This window comes from Streptomyces sp. NPDC016640 (genome assembly GCF_043076215.1).
Taxonomy (GTDB): Bacteria; Actinomycetota; Actinomycetes; order Streptomycetales; family Streptomycetaceae; genus Streptomyces.
Map to the genome: position 1 here is coordinate 86047 of NZ_JBIBRG010000020.1, position 15520 is coordinate 101566.

Below are 15520 nucleotides of genomic sequence, written 5' to 3' on the forward strand. Positions count from 1 at the left end.
CCGCGTCACGGAGCCGTCGTCACCGCGCCGGCGGTGAACTTCCTGCGCCAGGCGAGCGCGACGTGGACGAGGCCGATCAGGACCGGGACTTCGATGAGCGGTCCGACGACGCCGGACAGGGCCTGCCCGGAGGTGACGCCGAAGGTGGCGATGGCGACCGCGATGGCCAGCTCGAAGTTGTTGCCCGCCGCGGTGAACGCCAGTGTGGTGGTCCGGTCGTAGGCGAGCCCCAGGCCCTTGCCGAGCAGGAAGCTGCCGAAGAACATGACCGCGAAGTAGACCAGCAGCGGCAGCGCGATCCGGGCGACGTCCAGCGGCTGGGAGGTGATGGTCTTCCCCTGCAGGGCGAAGAGGATCACGATCGTGAACAGCAGCCCGTACAGCGCCCAGGGGGCGATCCTCGGCAGGAAGCGGGACTCGTAGCTCTCGCGGCCCGTCCTCTTCTCGCCGATCCGGCGGGTCAGGAAACCGGCCAGCAGCGGGACACCGAGGAAGACGACCACGTTCAGGGCGATCTCCCACATGGAGATGTCCAGGTGCTCGCCGTCGCCCAGGCCCAGCCAGCCGGGCAGCAGGTCGAGGTAGAACCAGCCCAGCAGGCCGAACGCGATCACCTGGAAGACGCTGTTGAGAGCGACCAGGACGGCCGCGGCCTCACGGTCGCCGCAGGCGAGGTCGTTCCAGATGATCACCATGGCGATGCAGCGGGCAAGGCCCACGATGATCAGCCCGGTGCGGTACTCGGGCAGGTCCGGCAGGAAGATCCACGCCAGGGCGAACATCACCGCGGGCCCGAGGATCCAGTTGATGACCAGGGAGGAGATCATCAGCCTGCGGTCACCGGTGACCGCGTCCAGCCTGTCGTAGCGGACCTTCGCCAGGACCGGATACATCATGACCAGTAGGCCGAGGGCGATCGGCAGGGAGATCCCGCCGACCTCCACCTTCGCCAGCGCGTCGTTCAGTCCGGGGATCACCCGCCCGAGCCCGAGGCCGACGGCCATGGCGATGAGGATCCACACCGCGAGGTAGCGGTCGAGGGTGGAGAGCTTCTTGACGATCGAGTCGTCCCCGCCCCCGGCCGGAGCGGAGGCGGTGGTGGGCTCGGTGGAGGTCACGGGCAGGCCCTCTTGTTGTCGGCGGCGGTACGGGCCTGTTCGGCCAGGTCGGCGAACTGCCCGGCGAGCTGGGCGATGACGTCCGCGCGGAGCTTGTAGTAGGTGAAGCGCCCGCACGGCTCGGTCTCCACGACCCCGGCCTCGCGCAGGACCCTCAGGTGGTTGGAGAGGTTGGTCTGCCGGGCGCCGGTCTCCTCGACGAGGTGGGTGGTGCACAGCGTCTCGCGGGCGAGCAGGGTCACGATCCGGAGCCTGAGCGGGTCGGCCAGCACCCGGATCAGGTCAGTGTCGACTGACGTCATCATGGACTGATACTCTCACATCACCCGAAGCTGATATCAGCTGGGGCTGATCCACGGGTCCGCCGAAAGGGCCTCCTGTGTCCGTCGCCCCCGCTCCCGCCCTGCCCGACGAGCGCCTCGCCGCCGGCGCGGCCCGCCTCGCCACCCGGCACGCCGGCCGCTTCGCGGTGGAGACCGTGCGGCGACCGCCCGCCGGCCTGCCGAGCACCTGAACCCCCGCACCGCCTGCCACCACTCCGTGAAGGAAGAACGCATGTCCTCCGCTCCGCTCGCCTCCGTGCTGTTCGTCTGCGTGCACAACGCCGGGCGCTCCCAGATGGCCGCCGGCTTCCTCCAGCACCTCGCGGGCGACCGCGTCGAGGTCCGCTCCGCCGGCTCCGTCCCCGGCGACCGGGTCAACCCCGCCGCCGTCGAAGCGATGAAGGAGGTCGGCGTCGACATCGCCGGCGCCGAGCCGAGGGTCCTCACCGCCGAGGCCGTCCAGGCGTCCGACTACGTCATCACCATGGGCTGCGGCGACGCCTGCCCGGTCTTCCCCGGCAAGAAGTACCTCGACTGGGCCCTGGAGGACCCGGCCGGCAAGGGTGTCGAAGCCGTCCGCCCCATCCGCGACGAGATCAGGACCCGCATCGAGGCCCTCGTCGCCGAGATCGACGCCACGCGGGAGGCGTGACCCCGGCGGCGCCGGCCGTGACCTGGACGCCACCGGCCTGTTCATCGCGATGGCCGCGATCCGCGCACGGAGCTGTTCGAGGAGCGGATGGAGGCGCCGAAGCCGCTTCCCCCGCCACGCGGCCCGGCCGTCGAAGGCACCCCCTCAGGCCGCGGCACCCACCGGCCCGGTCCGCTCGGCGTCGTGCAGCGAGCGGATCAGTGCGGAGCGGGCGCGGGCGACCCGCGAGCGGACCGTGCCGACCGGGCAGTCGCTGAGCGCGGCCGCCTCCGCGTAGGGCAGGCCGACGAGTTGCGTGAGGACGAACGCCTCACGGCGCTCGTCGGGCAGCGCTTCCAGCAGTCCGGCGAGGGCGACGCCGTCGTCGAAGCCGGGCAGTCCGGGTGACTGGGCGCGCTCGGCGGCCGTCTGCCAGTCGTCGGTGTCGGCCAGGCGGGGACGGGCCGCGGCGTACCGGTAGCTGTCGATCACCGCGCGGCGGGCGATGGACAGCAGCCAGGTACGCGCGGAGGAACGGCCCTCGAAGCGGTGCAGGCTGCCGAGGGCCCGCAGGAAGGTGTCCTGGGCCAGGTCGTCGGCGGCCTGGGGGTCGGCGCAGAGATGGGTGACGTAGCGGCGGACGTCTCGGTGCAGGGCGCGGACGAAGCGCTCGACGGCCTCCGGATCACCGCCGCGGGCGGCCAGCGCCCAGGCCGTCACGGATGCATCGGAGGTCGCGTTCTCGTCACTCGTTCCCGCCGCGTACGACGTCTTGTCGCGCGCGGCGGGCGGGGCAGGACTGATCACCTGGTGTCCTCTTCGGGAATCCGGAGATCCGGCGTGCGGGCTTCCGCGTAGGGGATCGCGCAGACGGGCTTCCGGCATCCGGACCGGGGCGTGCGCGGCACGCGGCGGTTCCGGTGATGGCGTGGGAGGGGCGGGTGCGCGCGCTCGGTGGCGTGCACCCGTTGCCCGACACCGTCCCGGGCGCGGCGGGCGCCCGGGACGGTGTCGGGGAACCGGCTGTCTCAGACGACAGCGGTTCCCGCGGGCGGACCCCGGGAGGTGATCGCGTGGACGAGGAGCAGCCGGCGCGGCGTACGGCTGTCGCGACCGCGGCGGGCGACGACGCGCGGCCGGGGCGGGGGCGCGGCAAGGGCGAGGGGCAGCCGCAGCGGGGCGGCCAGCCATCCGGCGACGGCCCGCAGGGTGCGGAAGGCCGCGCGTTCGCCGTACGCGAGCCACAGGCCGCACAGCAGCGCGGCCAGCAGGTGGGCGGCGAGCATGCCCGTGGAGGACGTTCCGCCCGTGGTGTGGCCCGTCCCCGTCAGGGCGTCCATGGACGCCATGACACCCGTGGCGGCCGTCGACGACTCCGCGGTGGCGCCCCCGTGGGCCGCGGAGTGCACGGCGTGCCCCAGGTGCCCCAGGTGCGCCAGGGAGTGCGGGCCGGCGTCCGCGGACATCGGGGGCACGGCCGGACCGGACGGTGCCGCCGACTCCTGCGCGTAGGAGAACCACGTGTGCAGTGCCGTCTGGACGGCCACCACGGCGGAGGAGACGAGGAGGACCCCGCGCTCCCGGCCGGCCAGGCACCACGCGGCACCGCCCGTCGCCGCCGTCGCGGTGCCCAGTGCCCACCAGGGCACCCCGGTGCCCGACATCAGGACGTGCCCCAGGGCGGCGAGCAGCACGCAGACGGCCGCGAAGACCGCGGCCCGTGTCGTGCGGAAACACCACCCGGCAGTCATGGCGGTTCATCCTCGCATTCCCGGCCCTGCCGTCGAGCAGGGGTACGGATCCTTCCCCCGCCCGGCACCCGGCACTCCCGCGGTGATTCACGTCACGGCAAAGAGCGGGAAACTCCGGGGAGTTGGGGCCGGCTTCCTCCTCGGCCGCCCCGCACGGACGCGTCCGTGCGGCCACCGCTCGCCGGCCACGGCTCACCGGCCACCGGACCGCGTGGCCACCGGACCGCGCGGGCGGCGGGCTCGTACGATGGGCGCGTGACCAGGAGCACCCGATACGGCAGCCGCCCGGCCGGGCGGCTGTTCGTGCTGCTGGTGCTGGCGGTTCTGGCCGGTGTGCTCGGCATGCACGGCCTGGCCCCGGGCGGGGCCCCCGCGGCGCACGCGGACGCCGGCCACGCGAGGGTGGCGGCCGCGGCGGACGGGGTGCCGCACCTCACCGGGGGATGCGCCCACCCGGACGGCGGATCGGGGCACCTCGATCACGCCGACGGGACGTGTGCCGCGGCCGGGACCGGTTCGTCGTACGTACCGCCGGCTCCGGCGGACACCGCCCCCGACGCGCTCGCCTCCCCCGCGCCGGCCACGGCGTCCGCCGGGGCGGCGTCCCGGGCCGGCCGGGCACCGCCCGACCTGGCCGAGCTGCAACTCCTTCGGATATAGAGCGGCCCGCCCGGCACCCCTCGCCCCGTGATTCCCCGGTGGCGGGTGCCGTGCCTCCGCGTGCCCTCACATCCGCCCGAACCGCGCGCCGCGAACGGCGTGCGGGAAGGAGTCCTTTCACCATGATCCGCAAGCGCGTACTCGTCCGCCGCACCGTCTCCGCCGTCGCCGCCGGTACGGCGGCCCTCGCCCTGGCCGCCTGCGGCGGCGACGGCGGCGGCCCGTCCGGCCACGGCGGGCACGAGACCTCCGCCTCCTCGCCCGCGTCCCCGTCCGCCTCGGCCCCGCACGGTCGGCACAACGCCGCTGACGTGGCCTTCGCGAAGGGGATGATCCCGCACCACCGCCAGGCCGTCGAGATGGCCGGCCTGGCCCCCGCCCGGGCCGGGTCGGCCGAGGTGAGGAAGCTCGCCGCGGACATCGGGAAGGCCCAGGGCCCGGAGATCGGGACGCTGTCCGGCTGGCTGACGTCGTGGGGCGAGGAGGTGCCCGCCGAGGGTGCCGTGGACCACTCCGCGCACGGCACCGGCGACATGATGACCGACGAGGAGATGAGGGAGCTCGGGAGCGCCTCGGGCAAGGCGTTCGACACCGCCTTCATGGAGATGATGATCAGGCATCACGAGGGCGCGGTCGAGATGGCGAAGGCCGAGCGGGCCGGCGGCGCGTACTCCCCGGCCATCAGGATGGCCGGCGAGATCATCACCTCGCAGAGCGCGGAGATCGAGCGGATGGACAAGCTGCTCGGCGCGGGCTGACCCGTTCCCCGCTCCGGCACGGGGCGGACGCCTCAGGCGCCCGCCCCGTGCCGCCGGCGACGGCCGGGCCCCTCCCGGAATACCCCTAGGGGGTATATGGTTGACGAGCGTGGGACCGAGGAAGTCAGGACGAGACACCGGAAAGGGGATGACGGCCATGGACCACGGCACGCACCACCCGGAAGCCGCGCACGACCACGCCGTCCACCCGCACGGCGCCACCTGGGGGACGGCGGCGAAGGCCACGCTGCACTGCCTCACCGGGTGCGCCGTCGGCGAGATCCTCGGCATGGTCATCGGCACCGCCCTGCTGTGGGGCAACGCGCCGACGATGATCCTCGCGATCACGCTCGCCTTCGTCTTCGGCTACTCCTTCACCCTCTTCGCGGTGATCCGCGCCGGGGTGTCCCCGAAGGCCGCGGTCAAGGTCGCGCTGGCCGCCGACACCGTCTCCATCGCGGTGATGGAACTGGTCGACAACGCCGTCATCGCGCTGACGCCGGGCGCGATGGACGCGCACCTGTCGGACGGGCTGTTCTGGTCGGCGCTGCTCGGCGGCTTCGCCGTGGCGTTCGTGGTCACCACACCGGTCAACAAGTGGATGATCGGACGCGGCAAGGGCCACGCCGTCGTCCACGCCCACCACTGAACCACCGCGCCGGCCCGCAGCACCGGTCCACTGCGCCCACCCGCCGCACCGACCCGCGCCCCTCGGCCCGCCGCTCCCGGCCCACCGCCCTCGGCCCGCCGCCCTCGGTCAGTCCAGCACGTGCCGGAGATAGGCGGCCGGATCGGCGAGGTAGCGGCGCCAGTGGTCGACCAGGGCCAGGTCCTTCCAGGAGGTGCGGCGGAGGCCGTGGTCGCCCACCTCGATGATGTCCGCGCCGGGCAGAGCGGTCAGCAGCGGGGAGTGCGTGGCGCAGACGACCTGGGCGCCGGCGCCGGACAACCGGTCGATGTGGCCGAGCAGTTCGAGGCAGGAGGAGAAGGACAGGGCCGCCTCCGGCTCGTCCAGCACGTACAGGCCGGGACGCAGGAACTTGCCCCGGAAGGCGGCGAGGAACCCCTCGCCGTGGCTGCGCGAGCCGGGGGCGAGCCCTTCCCGGTCGAGGGCGTCCAGAGCCGTCTCGGCGCGCAGGAAGAAGCCCTGGCGGGCGGACCAGGAGGCGAGCATCCGACGGCCCCGGGGGGCCGCGTCGAAGCGGACGCGTTCGCCCAGGACGGACTTGGCGCGGTGGCTCGCGTAGCGCCATTCGTGCGAGCCGCCCCAGGAGTCCAGGCCGAAGCCCTCGGCGAGGGCCTCGACCAGGGTCGACTTGCCCGAGCCGTTCTCCCCGACGACGAAGGTCACCGGGGCGGTGAACCGCAGCCCCTCGCCGAGGAGTTCGCGCACGCAGGGGACGGACCAGGGCCACCCCCCCTCGTCGTACGCGTTCCCGGCCACGTACACACGTTCGATGATCACGGGGGGAGTCTCCCACGGGGCGGAGGACGCCGTCAGCCCGCCGCGCGCCCGTCCCTCACTTCGTCCCCACGGTCCGCAGCACCGTCAGCACCAGCGTCCGCGCGGCCCGGACCACGTCCCGCAGCGACACGTGCTCGCGCTCGCTGTGCGCCACCGCGATGTCCCCGGGGCCGTACTGCAGCGTCGGGATCCCGGCACCCGCGTAGTGCCGCAGGTCGCTGCCGTAGGTGGCCCCGCGCTGCCGCGGCCGGGGGCCGCCCGTCGCGTCCGCGTACGCCGCCCCGACCGCGTCCGCCAGGGCGTGCCCCTCGGGCAGCCGGCCGCTCGCGAACTGCCCGCCCGGCCAGCTCACCGTGGCCGGACGGTCCCGCAGCCAGGGGTCCGCGGCACACGCCCGCGCCACGCACCGCTCGAACTCGGCGCGCGCGTCGGCCGGGTCCTCGCCGAGGCGTACGCCCAGCCGGCCCTCGGCGACCAGCAGATCGGGCACGCTGCTGGCCCAGTCCCCCGCGCGCAGCGTGCCCACCGACAGGGCGTACGGGATCGGGTACTCGGCGAGCAGCGGGGCCGGGTCCCGGTTCCGCTCGGTCTCCAGCGCGGCCAGCGCCCGGTGCAGCGGCAGATAGGCGTCGACGGCGCTGACCCCCTGCTCCCGCGCACTGCCGTGCGCCGCCCTGCCGGGCACGGCGAGCCGGAACGTCAGCGCGCCCGCGTTGGCGGTGATCAGGGTGCCGGCGGTGGGCTCGGCGATGACGCAGGCGTCGCCGCGGTGGCCGCGCCGCAGCGTGCCGAAGGCGCCGACGCCGCCGTCCTCCTCGCCGACGACGAAGTGCGCGGCGACCCGGCCGCGCAGCCGCAGGCCGGCCGCCCGTATCGCCCCGAGCGCGGCGAGGTGCGCGGCGATACCGGCCTTCATGTCACAGGCGCCGCGCCCGTGCACGAGGTCCCCGCTCACCCGCGGCGTGAACGGGTCGCCGTCCCACGCGGCGAGGTCGCCCGGCGGTACGACGTCGACATGGCCCTGCAGGATCAGGGTGGGCCCGTCGCCGCCGTCGGAGGTGGTCCCGACCAGCCCCCACGCCTCGTCCCGGGGCGCCTCGGTGCCCGGGAAGTCCGGGTCGGCGCGGAGCGCGGGCAGATCCAGCGGCCACAGGTCGACGTCCATGCCGAGCCACTCCAGCCGCCCGGCCAGCTGGTGCTGGAGCTCCGACTCCGCGGCGCTCCCCGTCACACTGGGCACCGCGATCAGCTCCAGCAGCGTCCGTCCCAGGGCCTCCTCGTCGACCGCCGCCAGCGCGGCCCTCTCCTGGTCCGTCAGCACGAGCCCTCCCCTCAGCCGGGGAAACGGCACCCGCCGCCCCCACCGCATACCTGCGCAGGGAGGCCCACGGCTACGCCTCGGCCGGGTCACCCGTTCCCGCGCCCGCCGTCCCGCCCCCCACCGTGAAACCGGTGACGGTGCCGCCTTCCGCGCGGCGGTGGGCGTACGGGGCCCCGCCGTGGGCGAGGGCGACCTCGCGGACGATGGACAGGCCGAGGCCCGAGCCGGGCAGGGAGCGGGCGTCGGCGGCGCGGTAGAAGCGGTCGAAGACGCGGACCAGGTCGTCGTCGGCGATCCCGGGCCCCCGGTCGCGCACCTCCACCCGGACCGTGCCCGGGCGGGCCGGCCCCGCGACGTGGATCTCGACGGGCGAGCGGCCGTCCCGGTCGAACTTCACGGCGTTCTCGACCAGGTTGGACAGCGCCCGGGTGAGCATCCCCGGCCGCCCGTGGGTCGTGGTGTCGCCGCTCGCGCGGACCAGTATCCGCCGTCCGGTGCGGCGCCGGGCCAGTCCGGCCACGTCCTCGGCGATGTCCGCGAGGTCGACCCGCCGCGGCGGCTCGGTGTCGGACTGCCCGGCCGCGAGGTCGACCAGCTCGTTGACCAGGTCGGTCAGCTCGACGGCCTCCTGGGTGAGGTCGGCGACGAGCTCCTCCCGGGTGCCGGGCGGGAGTTCGTCGATGCGGCGCAGCAGCGAGATGTTGGTGCGCAGCGAGGTGAGCGGGGTGCGCAGCTCGTGCCCGGCGTCCTGGACCAGCCGGCGCTGGTCCTCCTCGGACTGGGCGAGCCGGCCCAGCATCCGGTCGAAGGCGCGGCCGAGGCGCCCCACCTCGTCGTAGCCGGCGACGGGCACCTGGATGCCGAGCCGGCGGGTGCGGGCGACGTCCTCGGCGGCGTTGGTGAGGACGACCAGCCGGCGCGTGATGCGCCGGGCCACCCACCAGCCGAACAGCCCGGCCCCGACCACCACCGCCGCCATCAGGATCAGCGTGCGCCGCTGGAGCGCCCGCAGCAGGTCCTCGGTGTCGCTGAACTCCTGCGCGATCTGCACCGCGCCCCGGCCGCCGCCCAGCGCGACGGTCGCCACCCGGTAGACGTCGTCGCCGACGTCGACGTCCGCGTGCTCCACCGCGCGTCCGGCCGTGGCCGCGCCCGCGACGCGGCGGTCGGCGGCGACCACCGGCAGCCCGGGGTCGCCGGGGTCGAAGACGCTGCCGTCCGGCCCGAGCACCTGCACGTCGGTCCGCGCGGGCCGCACCAGGTCGTGGCCGGGCGCGGCGGAGGAGAAGTCGACCGGCGCCATCCGGTTCTCCCGCACCTCGTCCCGCAGGTCCTGTACGACCTCGTGGAACACGGACAGCTGGTCCACCCGCACCAGCCGGGCCGCCGCGCTGTACGACAGGATGCCGACCAGGACGGTGACGGTGGCGGTCACGGCGGCGAACGCCACCGCGAACGTGGTGCCCAGCGACAGCAGCCGCAGCCGCCGTCGCGGCACCGGCCGTCCGGGCGCGCGGCCCGGGCCGCCGGAGTGGGCGCCTTGGGACACTCAGCCCTCCCGGAGCACGTAACCCACCCCGCGCACGGTGTGGATCAGCTGCGGTGCGCCGGGCTCGTCCAGCTTGCGGCGCAGGTAGCCGACGTAGACGGCGAGGTTCTTGGAGCCGGGGCCGAAGTCGTAGCCCCAGATGCGGTCGTAGACGGTGGCGTGCTCCAGGACGACGCCCGCGTTGCGGAGCAGCAGCTCCAGGAGTTCGAACTCGGTGCGGGTGAGCTCCAGTTCCCGCCCGCCCCGCCAGGCGCGGCGGGCCCCCGGGTCCAGGCGCAGGCCGGCCGCCTCGACGAACCGTCCGGACGTCTGCGGCGCCGCCTCCGGTGCGGGCCCGGGGGCCGCCGGCGCGGGCGGGGCGACCCGGCGCAGCAGGGCCCGCAGCCGGGCGAAGACCTCCTCGACGTCGAACGGCTTGACGACGTAGTCGTCGGCGCCCGCGTCGAGGCCCGCGATCCGGTCGGCGGTCTCCACCAGCGCCGTCAGCATCAGCACGGGGGTGCGGTCGCCCTCGGCGCGCAGCACCCGGCACACCTGGAGCCCGTCGACGCCGGGCATCATCACGTCCAGCACCAGCACGTCGGGGCGGCTGCGGTGGACCTGCGCGAGGGCCTCGGCGCCGTCGGCGACGGCCGTGACCCGGTAGCCCTCCAGGGTCAGGGCGCGTTCCAGCGCGTTGCGGATGGCTCGGTCGTCTTCGGCGAGCAGAACGGTGTGGGGCACGGGGCCAGTGTGCCAAGACGGCGGGCGGCGCTCCGGGGCCCGGGCCCCGGTGGCCCCGCTTCTCACCGGGCTCTCACCCGGTGGGCCGCAGTGCGGCGAGCCGCTCCTCGAACGGGACGACCTCCCGGAAGGAGTCCCGCCCGGGCGCCGGACGGGCGGTGGACGGCCCCGCCGTCAGCGCCGCCAGTTCCCCGGCCGCGCGCCCGATCCGCCCGTCCAGCCCTCCGGCGCCCCAGTCCTCGGAGGCGGCGTAGACGCCGGTGGGGACGACGACGGCCTTGAGGTGGGAGAAGAGCGGCCGCAGCGCGTGGTCCAGGACGAGCGAGTGCCGGGCGGTGCCGCCGGTCGCGGCGATCAGCACCGGCTTGCCCGCGAGGGCGCCCTCGTCGGTGACGCTCAGGGCGTCGAAGAACGACTTGAACAGTCCGCTGTACGACGCCGAGAACACCGGTGTGACCACGATCAGCCCGTCGGCCCCCGCCACCGCGTCGAACGCGCCGGCCAGCGCCCGTCCCGGGAAGCCGTGGGTGAAGGTGTGCGCGATCTCCACGGCGAGGTCGCGCAGTTCGATCACCGGGACCTCGGCGGGGGCGGGGTCCGGTGCGGTCGCGGCCGGGGCGGCCGCGGCTGCGGCTGCGGCTGCGGCTGCGGCTGCGGCCAGGCGGTCACCGAGCAGCCGGGTGGACGACGGCACGCTCAGTCCGGCGGACACGACGACGAGTTTCACGCCCGCGCTCCTTCCTTGGCGGCGGCGGCCAGCAGCGAGGTGTGGACGGGCGCGTCCGGCACGCCCGCCGGGCGGTTCCTGGCGAACTCCTCGCGCAGTACCGGCACGACCTCCTCGCCGAGCAGGTCCAGTTGTTCCAGCACGGTCTTCAGCGGCAGCCCGGCGTGGTCCATCAGGAACAGCTGGCGCTGGTAGTCACCGGCGTACTCGCGGAAGGACAGCGTCTTCTCGATGACCTGCTGCGGGGAGCCCACGGTCAGCGGGGTCTGCTCGGTGAACTCCTCCAGCGAGGGCCCGTGCCCGTAGACCGGCGCGACGTCGAAGTACGGGCGGAACTCGCGCACCGCGTCCTGCGAGTTCCGCCGCATGAACACCTGCCCGCCGAGTCCGACGACCGCCTGCTCGGGGGTGCCGTGCCCGTAGTGGGCGTAGCGGGTCCGGTACAGCTCGACCATGCGCTTGGTGTGGTCGGCGGGCCAGAAGATGTTGTTGTGGAAGAAGCCGTCACCGTAGTAGGCGGCCTGCTCGGCGATCTCCGGCGAGCGGATGGAGCCGTGCCAGACGAACGGCGGGACGCCGTCCAGCGGACGGGGCGTGGCGGTGAAGCCCTGCAGCGGGGTGCGGAACGTCCCCTCCCAGTCGACGACGTCCTCGCGCCACAGCCGGTGCAGCAGGGCGTAGTTCTCGATCGCGAGGTCGATGCCCCGGCGGATGTCCTGCCCGAACCAGGGATAGACCGGCCCGGTGTTGCCGCGGCCCATCATCAGGTCCACCCGGCCGTCGGCCAGGTGCTGGAGCATCGCGAAGTCCTCGGCGATCTTCACCGGGTCGTTGGTGGTGATCAGGGTGGTGGAGGTGGACAGGACCAGCCGCTCGGTGCGCGCCGCGATGTAGCCGAGCATGGTGGTCGGCGAGGACGGCACGAACGGCGGGTTGTGGTGCTCCCCGGTCGCGAACACGTCCAGGCCCACTTCCTCGGCCTTCAGCGCGATGGCGACCATGGCCTTGATCCGCTCGCGCTCGGTCGGCGTACGCCCCGTGGTCGGGTCGGGCGTGACATCCCCGACGCTGAAGATCCCGAACTGCATGGCCGCTCACCCTCCAGATTGTTGACGGTTCAACTATACCCCTGGAACGGCCTCCCGCCCCCTCCTATTCCCCCGCCCCGGGGCGCCCGGCCGCGACGGCTACGCCGCCCGCCCCCGTACCGCACGAACCCGCCCACCAGGTGACGCGCGGGGAACCGGCGGACGCGTGTGCGAGGCTGCGCGCATGCTCATCCTCCGCTCCGCCGCCCTGTTCGTCCTCGCCGCCCTGCTGGAGATCGGCGGCGCCTGGCTGGTCTGGCAGGGCGTACGCGAACACCGCGGCTGGATGTGGGCGGCCGGCGGCGTCCTCGCCCTCGGCGCCTACGGCTTCGTCGCCACCTTCCAGCCCGACGCCCACTTCGGCCGCGTCCTCGCCGCGTACGGCGGCGTCTTCGTCGCCGGCTCCCTCCTGTGGGGCGTGGTCGCCGACGGCTACCGCCCGGACCGCTGGGACATCACCGGCGCGCTGGTCTGCCTCGCCGGCATGGCCGTGATCATGTGGGCCCCGCGCAACGGCTGATCCCCGCGTACGCCCGGACTCAGCCCGCCGCCTCCGGAAGCAGCCCGAGCTGCTCGAGGAAGGCCATCTGGTCGAAGTAGAGCCGGTAACTGACGATCCTGCCGTCCTCGACGGTGGCGAGATCCACCCCGCGGATCCTGATCTCCTTCCCCGTCGCCGGCACGGTCCGCCCGTCCGGCGACTGCACCGGCCCGGTGTTCCTGCCGGTGTAGTACCCCTCGTCGATCGCGGTGGTGCCGACCTCGAACGCGTGCACCTGCTCGTACCGTGCGCCGGGCACGGCCGTGGTGATCTGGCGCCAGTACTCGACGATCTCGTCCCGCCCGCGCAGTTCCCCGGCCTCGGGCGTGTAGGCGACGACGTCCTGCGCGAACAGCTCCGCCAGCACCGCCGGATCGGCGGTCGTGGTGATCGCCTCGGTAAGCCGGTCCATGACCTCACGCGCCTGTCCCATGCCCCGCCTCCCGCCTCGGAGGATCACCCGTCCCATTCTCCCACCGGGACCCCGCCCCCGCCGCCTCCCGGCCGGTCCGGCCTATGCTGACGCGACGGAGCCCTGCCGCACCGCCCACCCGCGCCGCCACCCGTCCCGCCGTCCCCCAGGAGCAGCCCATGGCCACCGCCGCACCGTCCGCCGCGTCCCGTATCGCCGTCGTCACGGGTGCGAGCAGCGGGATCGGTGCCGCCACGGCCCGCCGGCTCGCCGGGGCCGGATACCGCGTCGTCCTCACCGCCCGCCGCAAGGACCGCATCGAGGCGCTCGCCGAGGAGCTCACCGCGGCCGGCCACTCCGCCGCCGCCTACCCGCTCGACGTCACCGACCGCGCCGCCGTCGACGAGTTCGCCACCGCCTTCAAGACCGTCGGCGTCCTCGTCAACAACGCCGGCGGCGCACTCGGCGCCGACCCGGTCGCCACCGGCGACCCGGACGACTGGCGCACGATGTACGAGACGAACGTCATCGGCACCCTCCACCTCACCCAGGCCCTGCTCCCCAAGCTCGACGCGAGCGGCGACGGAACGGTCGTGGTCGTCTCCTCCACCGCCGGCCACGCCACCTACGAGGGCGGCGCGGGCTACGTCGCCGCCAAGCACGGCGCCCACGTCCTCGCCGAGACCCTCCGCCTGGAGATCGTCGGCCGCCCGGTGCGCGTCATCGAGATCGCGCCCGGCATGGTCAGGACGGAGGGGTTCGCCCTCACCCGCTTCGGCGGCGACGCGGAGAAGGCGGCCAAGGTGTACGAAGGCGTCGCCGAACCCCTGACCGCCGACGACGTCGCCGACACCATCACCTGGGCGGTGACCCGCCCGCCCCACGTCAACATCGACCTGCTGGTCGTCCGCCCCCGCGCCCAGGCCTCCAACACCAAGGTCCACCGGGAACCGCGATGACGGACCCCGGGCAACGCCGCCCGGCCCCGGAGAGGAGAGGAGACGCGGACGCCACGTCCGGTGCCACCTCGCCTGCTCCCTCTCCGGCATCCGCATCGTGGCCTTCGCCATGATCCACGCGTTGACCCGCGCGAAGTAGCGGATCCCGCACGAGAAGAAGGCGGACCCCCGGCAGGGGCCCGCCTCCCTCATCGCCTCAACCCTTCACGCAGACGACCTGCTTCAGCTTCGCCACGACCTCCACGAGGTCCCGCTGCTGGTCGATGACCTGCTCGATCGGCTTGTACGCGCCCGGGATCTCGTCCACGACACCGGAGTCCTTGCGGCACTCCACGCCCCGCGTCTGCTCCTCCAGATCCTTCGTCGAGAACCGGCGCTTCGCCGCGTTGCGGCTCATCCGCCGACCCGCGCCGTGCGACGCCGAGTTGAAGGACTTGGCGTTCCCGAGACCCTTGACGATGTACGAGCCCGTGCCCATGGACCCGGGGATGATCCCGTAGTCGCCGGAACCCGCCCGGATCGCGCCCTTACGGGTCACGAGCAGGTCCATGCCGTCGTAGCGCTCCTCGGCCACGTAGTTGTGGTGCGCGCTGATCTCCGGCTCGAAGGCCGGCCTGGCCTTCTTGAACTCCTTGCGGACCACGTCCTTCAGGAGAGCCATCATGATCGAGCGGTTGTACTTCGCGTACTCCTGCGCCCAGAACAGGTCGTTGCGGTACGCCGCCATCTGCGGGGTGTCCGCGACGAAGACGGCCAGGTCGCGGTCGACCAGGTTCTGGTTGTGCGGGAGCTTCTGGGCGATGCCGATGTGGTGCTCGGCCAGTTCCTTGCCGATGTTCCGGGAACCGGAGTGCAGCATCAGCCAGACGGAACCGACTGTATCCGTGCAAACTTCAACGAAGTGATTCCCGGATCCGAGCGTTCCCATCTGCTTCGTGGCGCGTTCCTGACGGAATTTGACCGCATCCGCCACTCCCCCGAACCGGCCCCAGAAGTCGTCCCAGCCGCCGGTCGCGAAGGCGTGGAAGCGGGACGGGTCGACCGGGTCGTCGTGCATGCCCCGGCCGACCGGGATCGCCTGCTCGATCTTCGAGCGCAGGCGGGACAGGTCCCCCGGGAGGTCGTTGGCCGTCAGGGACGTCCTCACCGCCGACATCCCGCAGCCGATGTCGACCCCCACCGCCGCGGGACACACCGCACCGCGCATCGCGATGACCGACCCGACCGTCGCGCCCTTGCCGTAGTGCACGTCCGGCATCACGGCCAGGCCCTTGATCCACGGCAGGGTGGCGACGTTCCGCAGCTGCTGGAGCGCGCCTTCCTCCACCGTCGCCGGGTCCGCCCACATGCGGATCGGCACTTTCGCACCCGGCAGTTCCACGTACGACATAACGTCCTCATTCCCCCGGAAGGCAAACAGAAGTCCTGAATCGCAAAACCGGCGCCGAGGCCGGTGAAAAGGGATGACGGACCGGCGTCCACGGCAGTGCGTGC

General features: G+C 73.7%; 19 protein-coding genes. 7 read left to right on the forward strand and 12 right to left on the reverse strand.

The window, feature by feature from the left end; translation table 11 throughout:
• Positions 1-5 precede the first annotated feature (5 nt).
• Both arsB and ACF07S_RS31120 read right to left on the reverse strand, forming a co-directional pair.
• On the reverse strand, positions 6-1118 hold the full coding sequence (gene arsB, locus ACF07S_RS31115; protein ID WP_391966016.1) for an ACR3 family arsenite efflux transporter: 1113 nt from the start codon (positions 1116-1118) through the stop codon (positions 6-8).
• A complete protein-coding gene (locus tag ACF07S_RS31120) occupies positions 1115-1423 on the reverse strand; it encodes a helix-turn-helix transcriptional regulator (protein ID WP_142193847.1) in 309 nt (102 codons plus the stop codon). The genes arsB and ACF07S_RS31120 overlap by 4 nt, the downstream gene beginning before the upstream one ends.
• Positions 1424-1497: 74 nt before the next feature.
• On the opposite strand from ACF07S_RS31120, the gene ACF07S_RS31125 reads away from it, so the two are divergent.
• Positions 1498-1632: a hypothetical protein gene (locus ACF07S_RS31125; protein WP_391966015.1), complete on the forward strand. Its 135-nt coding sequence runs from the start codon at positions 1498-1500 to the stop codon at positions 1630-1632.
• 41 nt (positions 1633-1673) lie between these two features.
• Complete coding sequence (locus ACF07S_RS31130; protein WP_391975700.1) at positions 1674-2093, forward strand: arsenate reductase ArsC; 420 nt, start codon at positions 1674-1676, stop codon at positions 2091-2093.
• A 144-nt stretch (positions 2094-2237) separates the two neighbouring features.
• On the opposite strand, the gene ACF07S_RS31135 is transcribed toward ACF07S_RS31130, so the two are convergent.
• Both ACF07S_RS31135 and ACF07S_RS31140 read right to left on the reverse strand, forming a co-directional pair.
• Positions 2238-2879 carry a sigma-70 family RNA polymerase sigma factor gene (locus tag ACF07S_RS31135; protein WP_391975701.1) on the reverse strand — a complete coding sequence of 214 codons (642 nt, stop codon included), beginning with the start codon at positions 2877-2879 and terminating at the stop codon, positions 2238-2240.
• Positions 2880-3100: 221 nt separating this feature from the next.
• Positions 3101-3823: a hypothetical protein gene (locus ACF07S_RS31140; RefSeq protein ID WP_391966012.1), complete on the reverse strand. Its 723-nt coding sequence runs from the start codon at positions 3821-3823 to the stop codon at positions 3101-3103.
• 255 nt (positions 3824-4078) lie between these two features.
• Here ACF07S_RS31140 and ACF07S_RS31145 point away from each other — a divergent pair, with 255 nt between their 5' ends.
• From ACF07S_RS31145 to ACF07S_RS31155, 3 genes are all read left to right on the forward strand, one after another.
• Positions 4079-4483: a DUF6153 family protein gene (locus ACF07S_RS31145; RefSeq protein ID WP_391966011.1), complete on the forward strand. Its 405-nt coding sequence runs from the start codon at positions 4079-4081 to the stop codon at positions 4481-4483.
• 122 nt (positions 4484-4605) lie between these two features.
• Complete coding sequence (locus ACF07S_RS31150; protein WP_391975702.1) at positions 4606-5241, forward strand: DUF305 domain-containing protein; 636 nt, start codon at positions 4606-4608, stop codon at positions 5239-5241.
• Between the two features lie 157 nt (positions 5242-5398).
• A complete protein-coding gene (locus ACF07S_RS31155; RefSeq protein WP_391975703.1) occupies positions 5399-5890 on the forward strand; it encodes a DUF4396 domain-containing protein in 492 nt (163 codons plus the stop codon).
• A 108-nt stretch (positions 5891-5998) separates the two neighbouring features.
• Here ACF07S_RS31155 and ACF07S_RS31160 read toward each other — a convergent pair whose 3' ends face one another.
• The 6 genes from ACF07S_RS31160 to ACF07S_RS31185 all read right to left on the reverse strand — a co-directional run bounded on the left by ACF07S_RS31160 (position 5999) and on the right by ACF07S_RS31185 (position 12114).
• A complete protein-coding gene (locus tag ACF07S_RS31160; protein ID WP_391975704.1) occupies positions 5999-6706 on the reverse strand; it encodes an AAA family ATPase in 708 nt (235 codons plus the stop codon).
• Positions 6707-6761: 55 nt separating this feature from the next.
• Positions 6762-8027 (reverse strand): ArgE/DapE family deacylase, encoded by a 1266-nt coding sequence (locus ACF07S_RS31165; RefSeq protein ID WP_391966007.1) that lies wholly within the window; start codon positions 8025-8027, stop codon positions 6762-6764.
• Positions 8028-8097: 70 nt separating this feature from the next.
• A complete protein-coding gene (locus ACF07S_RS31170; protein WP_391966006.1) occupies positions 8098-9576 on the reverse strand; it encodes an ATP-binding protein in 1479 nt (492 codons plus the stop codon).
• Complete coding sequence (locus ACF07S_RS31175; RefSeq protein ID WP_391966005.1) at positions 9577-10299, reverse strand: response regulator transcription factor; 723 nt, start codon at positions 10297-10299, stop codon at positions 9577-9579. It lies immediately after the preceding gene.
• Between the two features lie 73 nt (positions 10300-10372).
• On the reverse strand, positions 10373-11026 hold the full coding sequence (locus ACF07S_RS31180; RefSeq protein ID WP_391975705.1) for an FMN reductase: 654 nt from the start codon (positions 11024-11026) through the stop codon (positions 10373-10375).
• Positions 11023-12114 (reverse strand): LLM class flavin-dependent oxidoreductase, encoded by a 1092-nt coding sequence (locus ACF07S_RS31185; protein ID WP_391966003.1) that lies wholly within the window; start codon positions 12112-12114, stop codon positions 11023-11025. The genes ACF07S_RS31180 and ACF07S_RS31185 overlap by 4 nt, the downstream gene beginning before the upstream one ends.
• 184 nt (positions 12115-12298) lie before the next feature.
• Between ACF07S_RS31185 and ACF07S_RS31190 the strand changes: the two genes are divergently transcribed.
• Positions 12299-12634 carry a YnfA family protein gene (locus ACF07S_RS31190; protein WP_391966002.1) on the forward strand — a complete coding sequence of 112 codons (336 nt, stop codon included), beginning with the start codon at positions 12299-12301 and terminating at the stop codon, positions 12632-12634.
• 19 nt (positions 12635-12653) lie between these two features.
• Here the strand turns inward: ACF07S_RS31190 and ACF07S_RS31195 are convergent, their stop codons facing one another.
• Entirely contained in the window at positions 12654-13088 is a 435-nt protein-coding gene (locus ACF07S_RS31195) for an ester cyclase (RefSeq protein WP_391966001.1), read from the reverse strand.
• 158 nt (positions 13089-13246) lie between these two features.
• Here ACF07S_RS31195 and ACF07S_RS31200 point away from each other — a divergent pair, with 158 nt between their 5' ends.
• Positions 13247-14026, forward strand: a complete 780-nt coding sequence (locus ACF07S_RS31200) for an SDR family NAD(P)-dependent oxidoreductase (RefSeq protein WP_391975706.1) — start codon at positions 13247-13249, stop codon at positions 14024-14026.
• A 196-nt stretch (positions 14027-14222) separates the two neighbouring features.
• Here ACF07S_RS31200 and ACF07S_RS31205 read toward each other — a convergent pair whose 3' ends face one another.
• On the reverse strand, positions 14223-15416 hold the full coding sequence (locus tag ACF07S_RS31205; RefSeq protein WP_391965999.1) for an RtcB family protein: 1194 nt from the start codon (positions 15414-15416) through the stop codon (positions 14223-14225).
• Between the last annotated feature and the right edge of the window lie 104 nt (positions 15417-15520).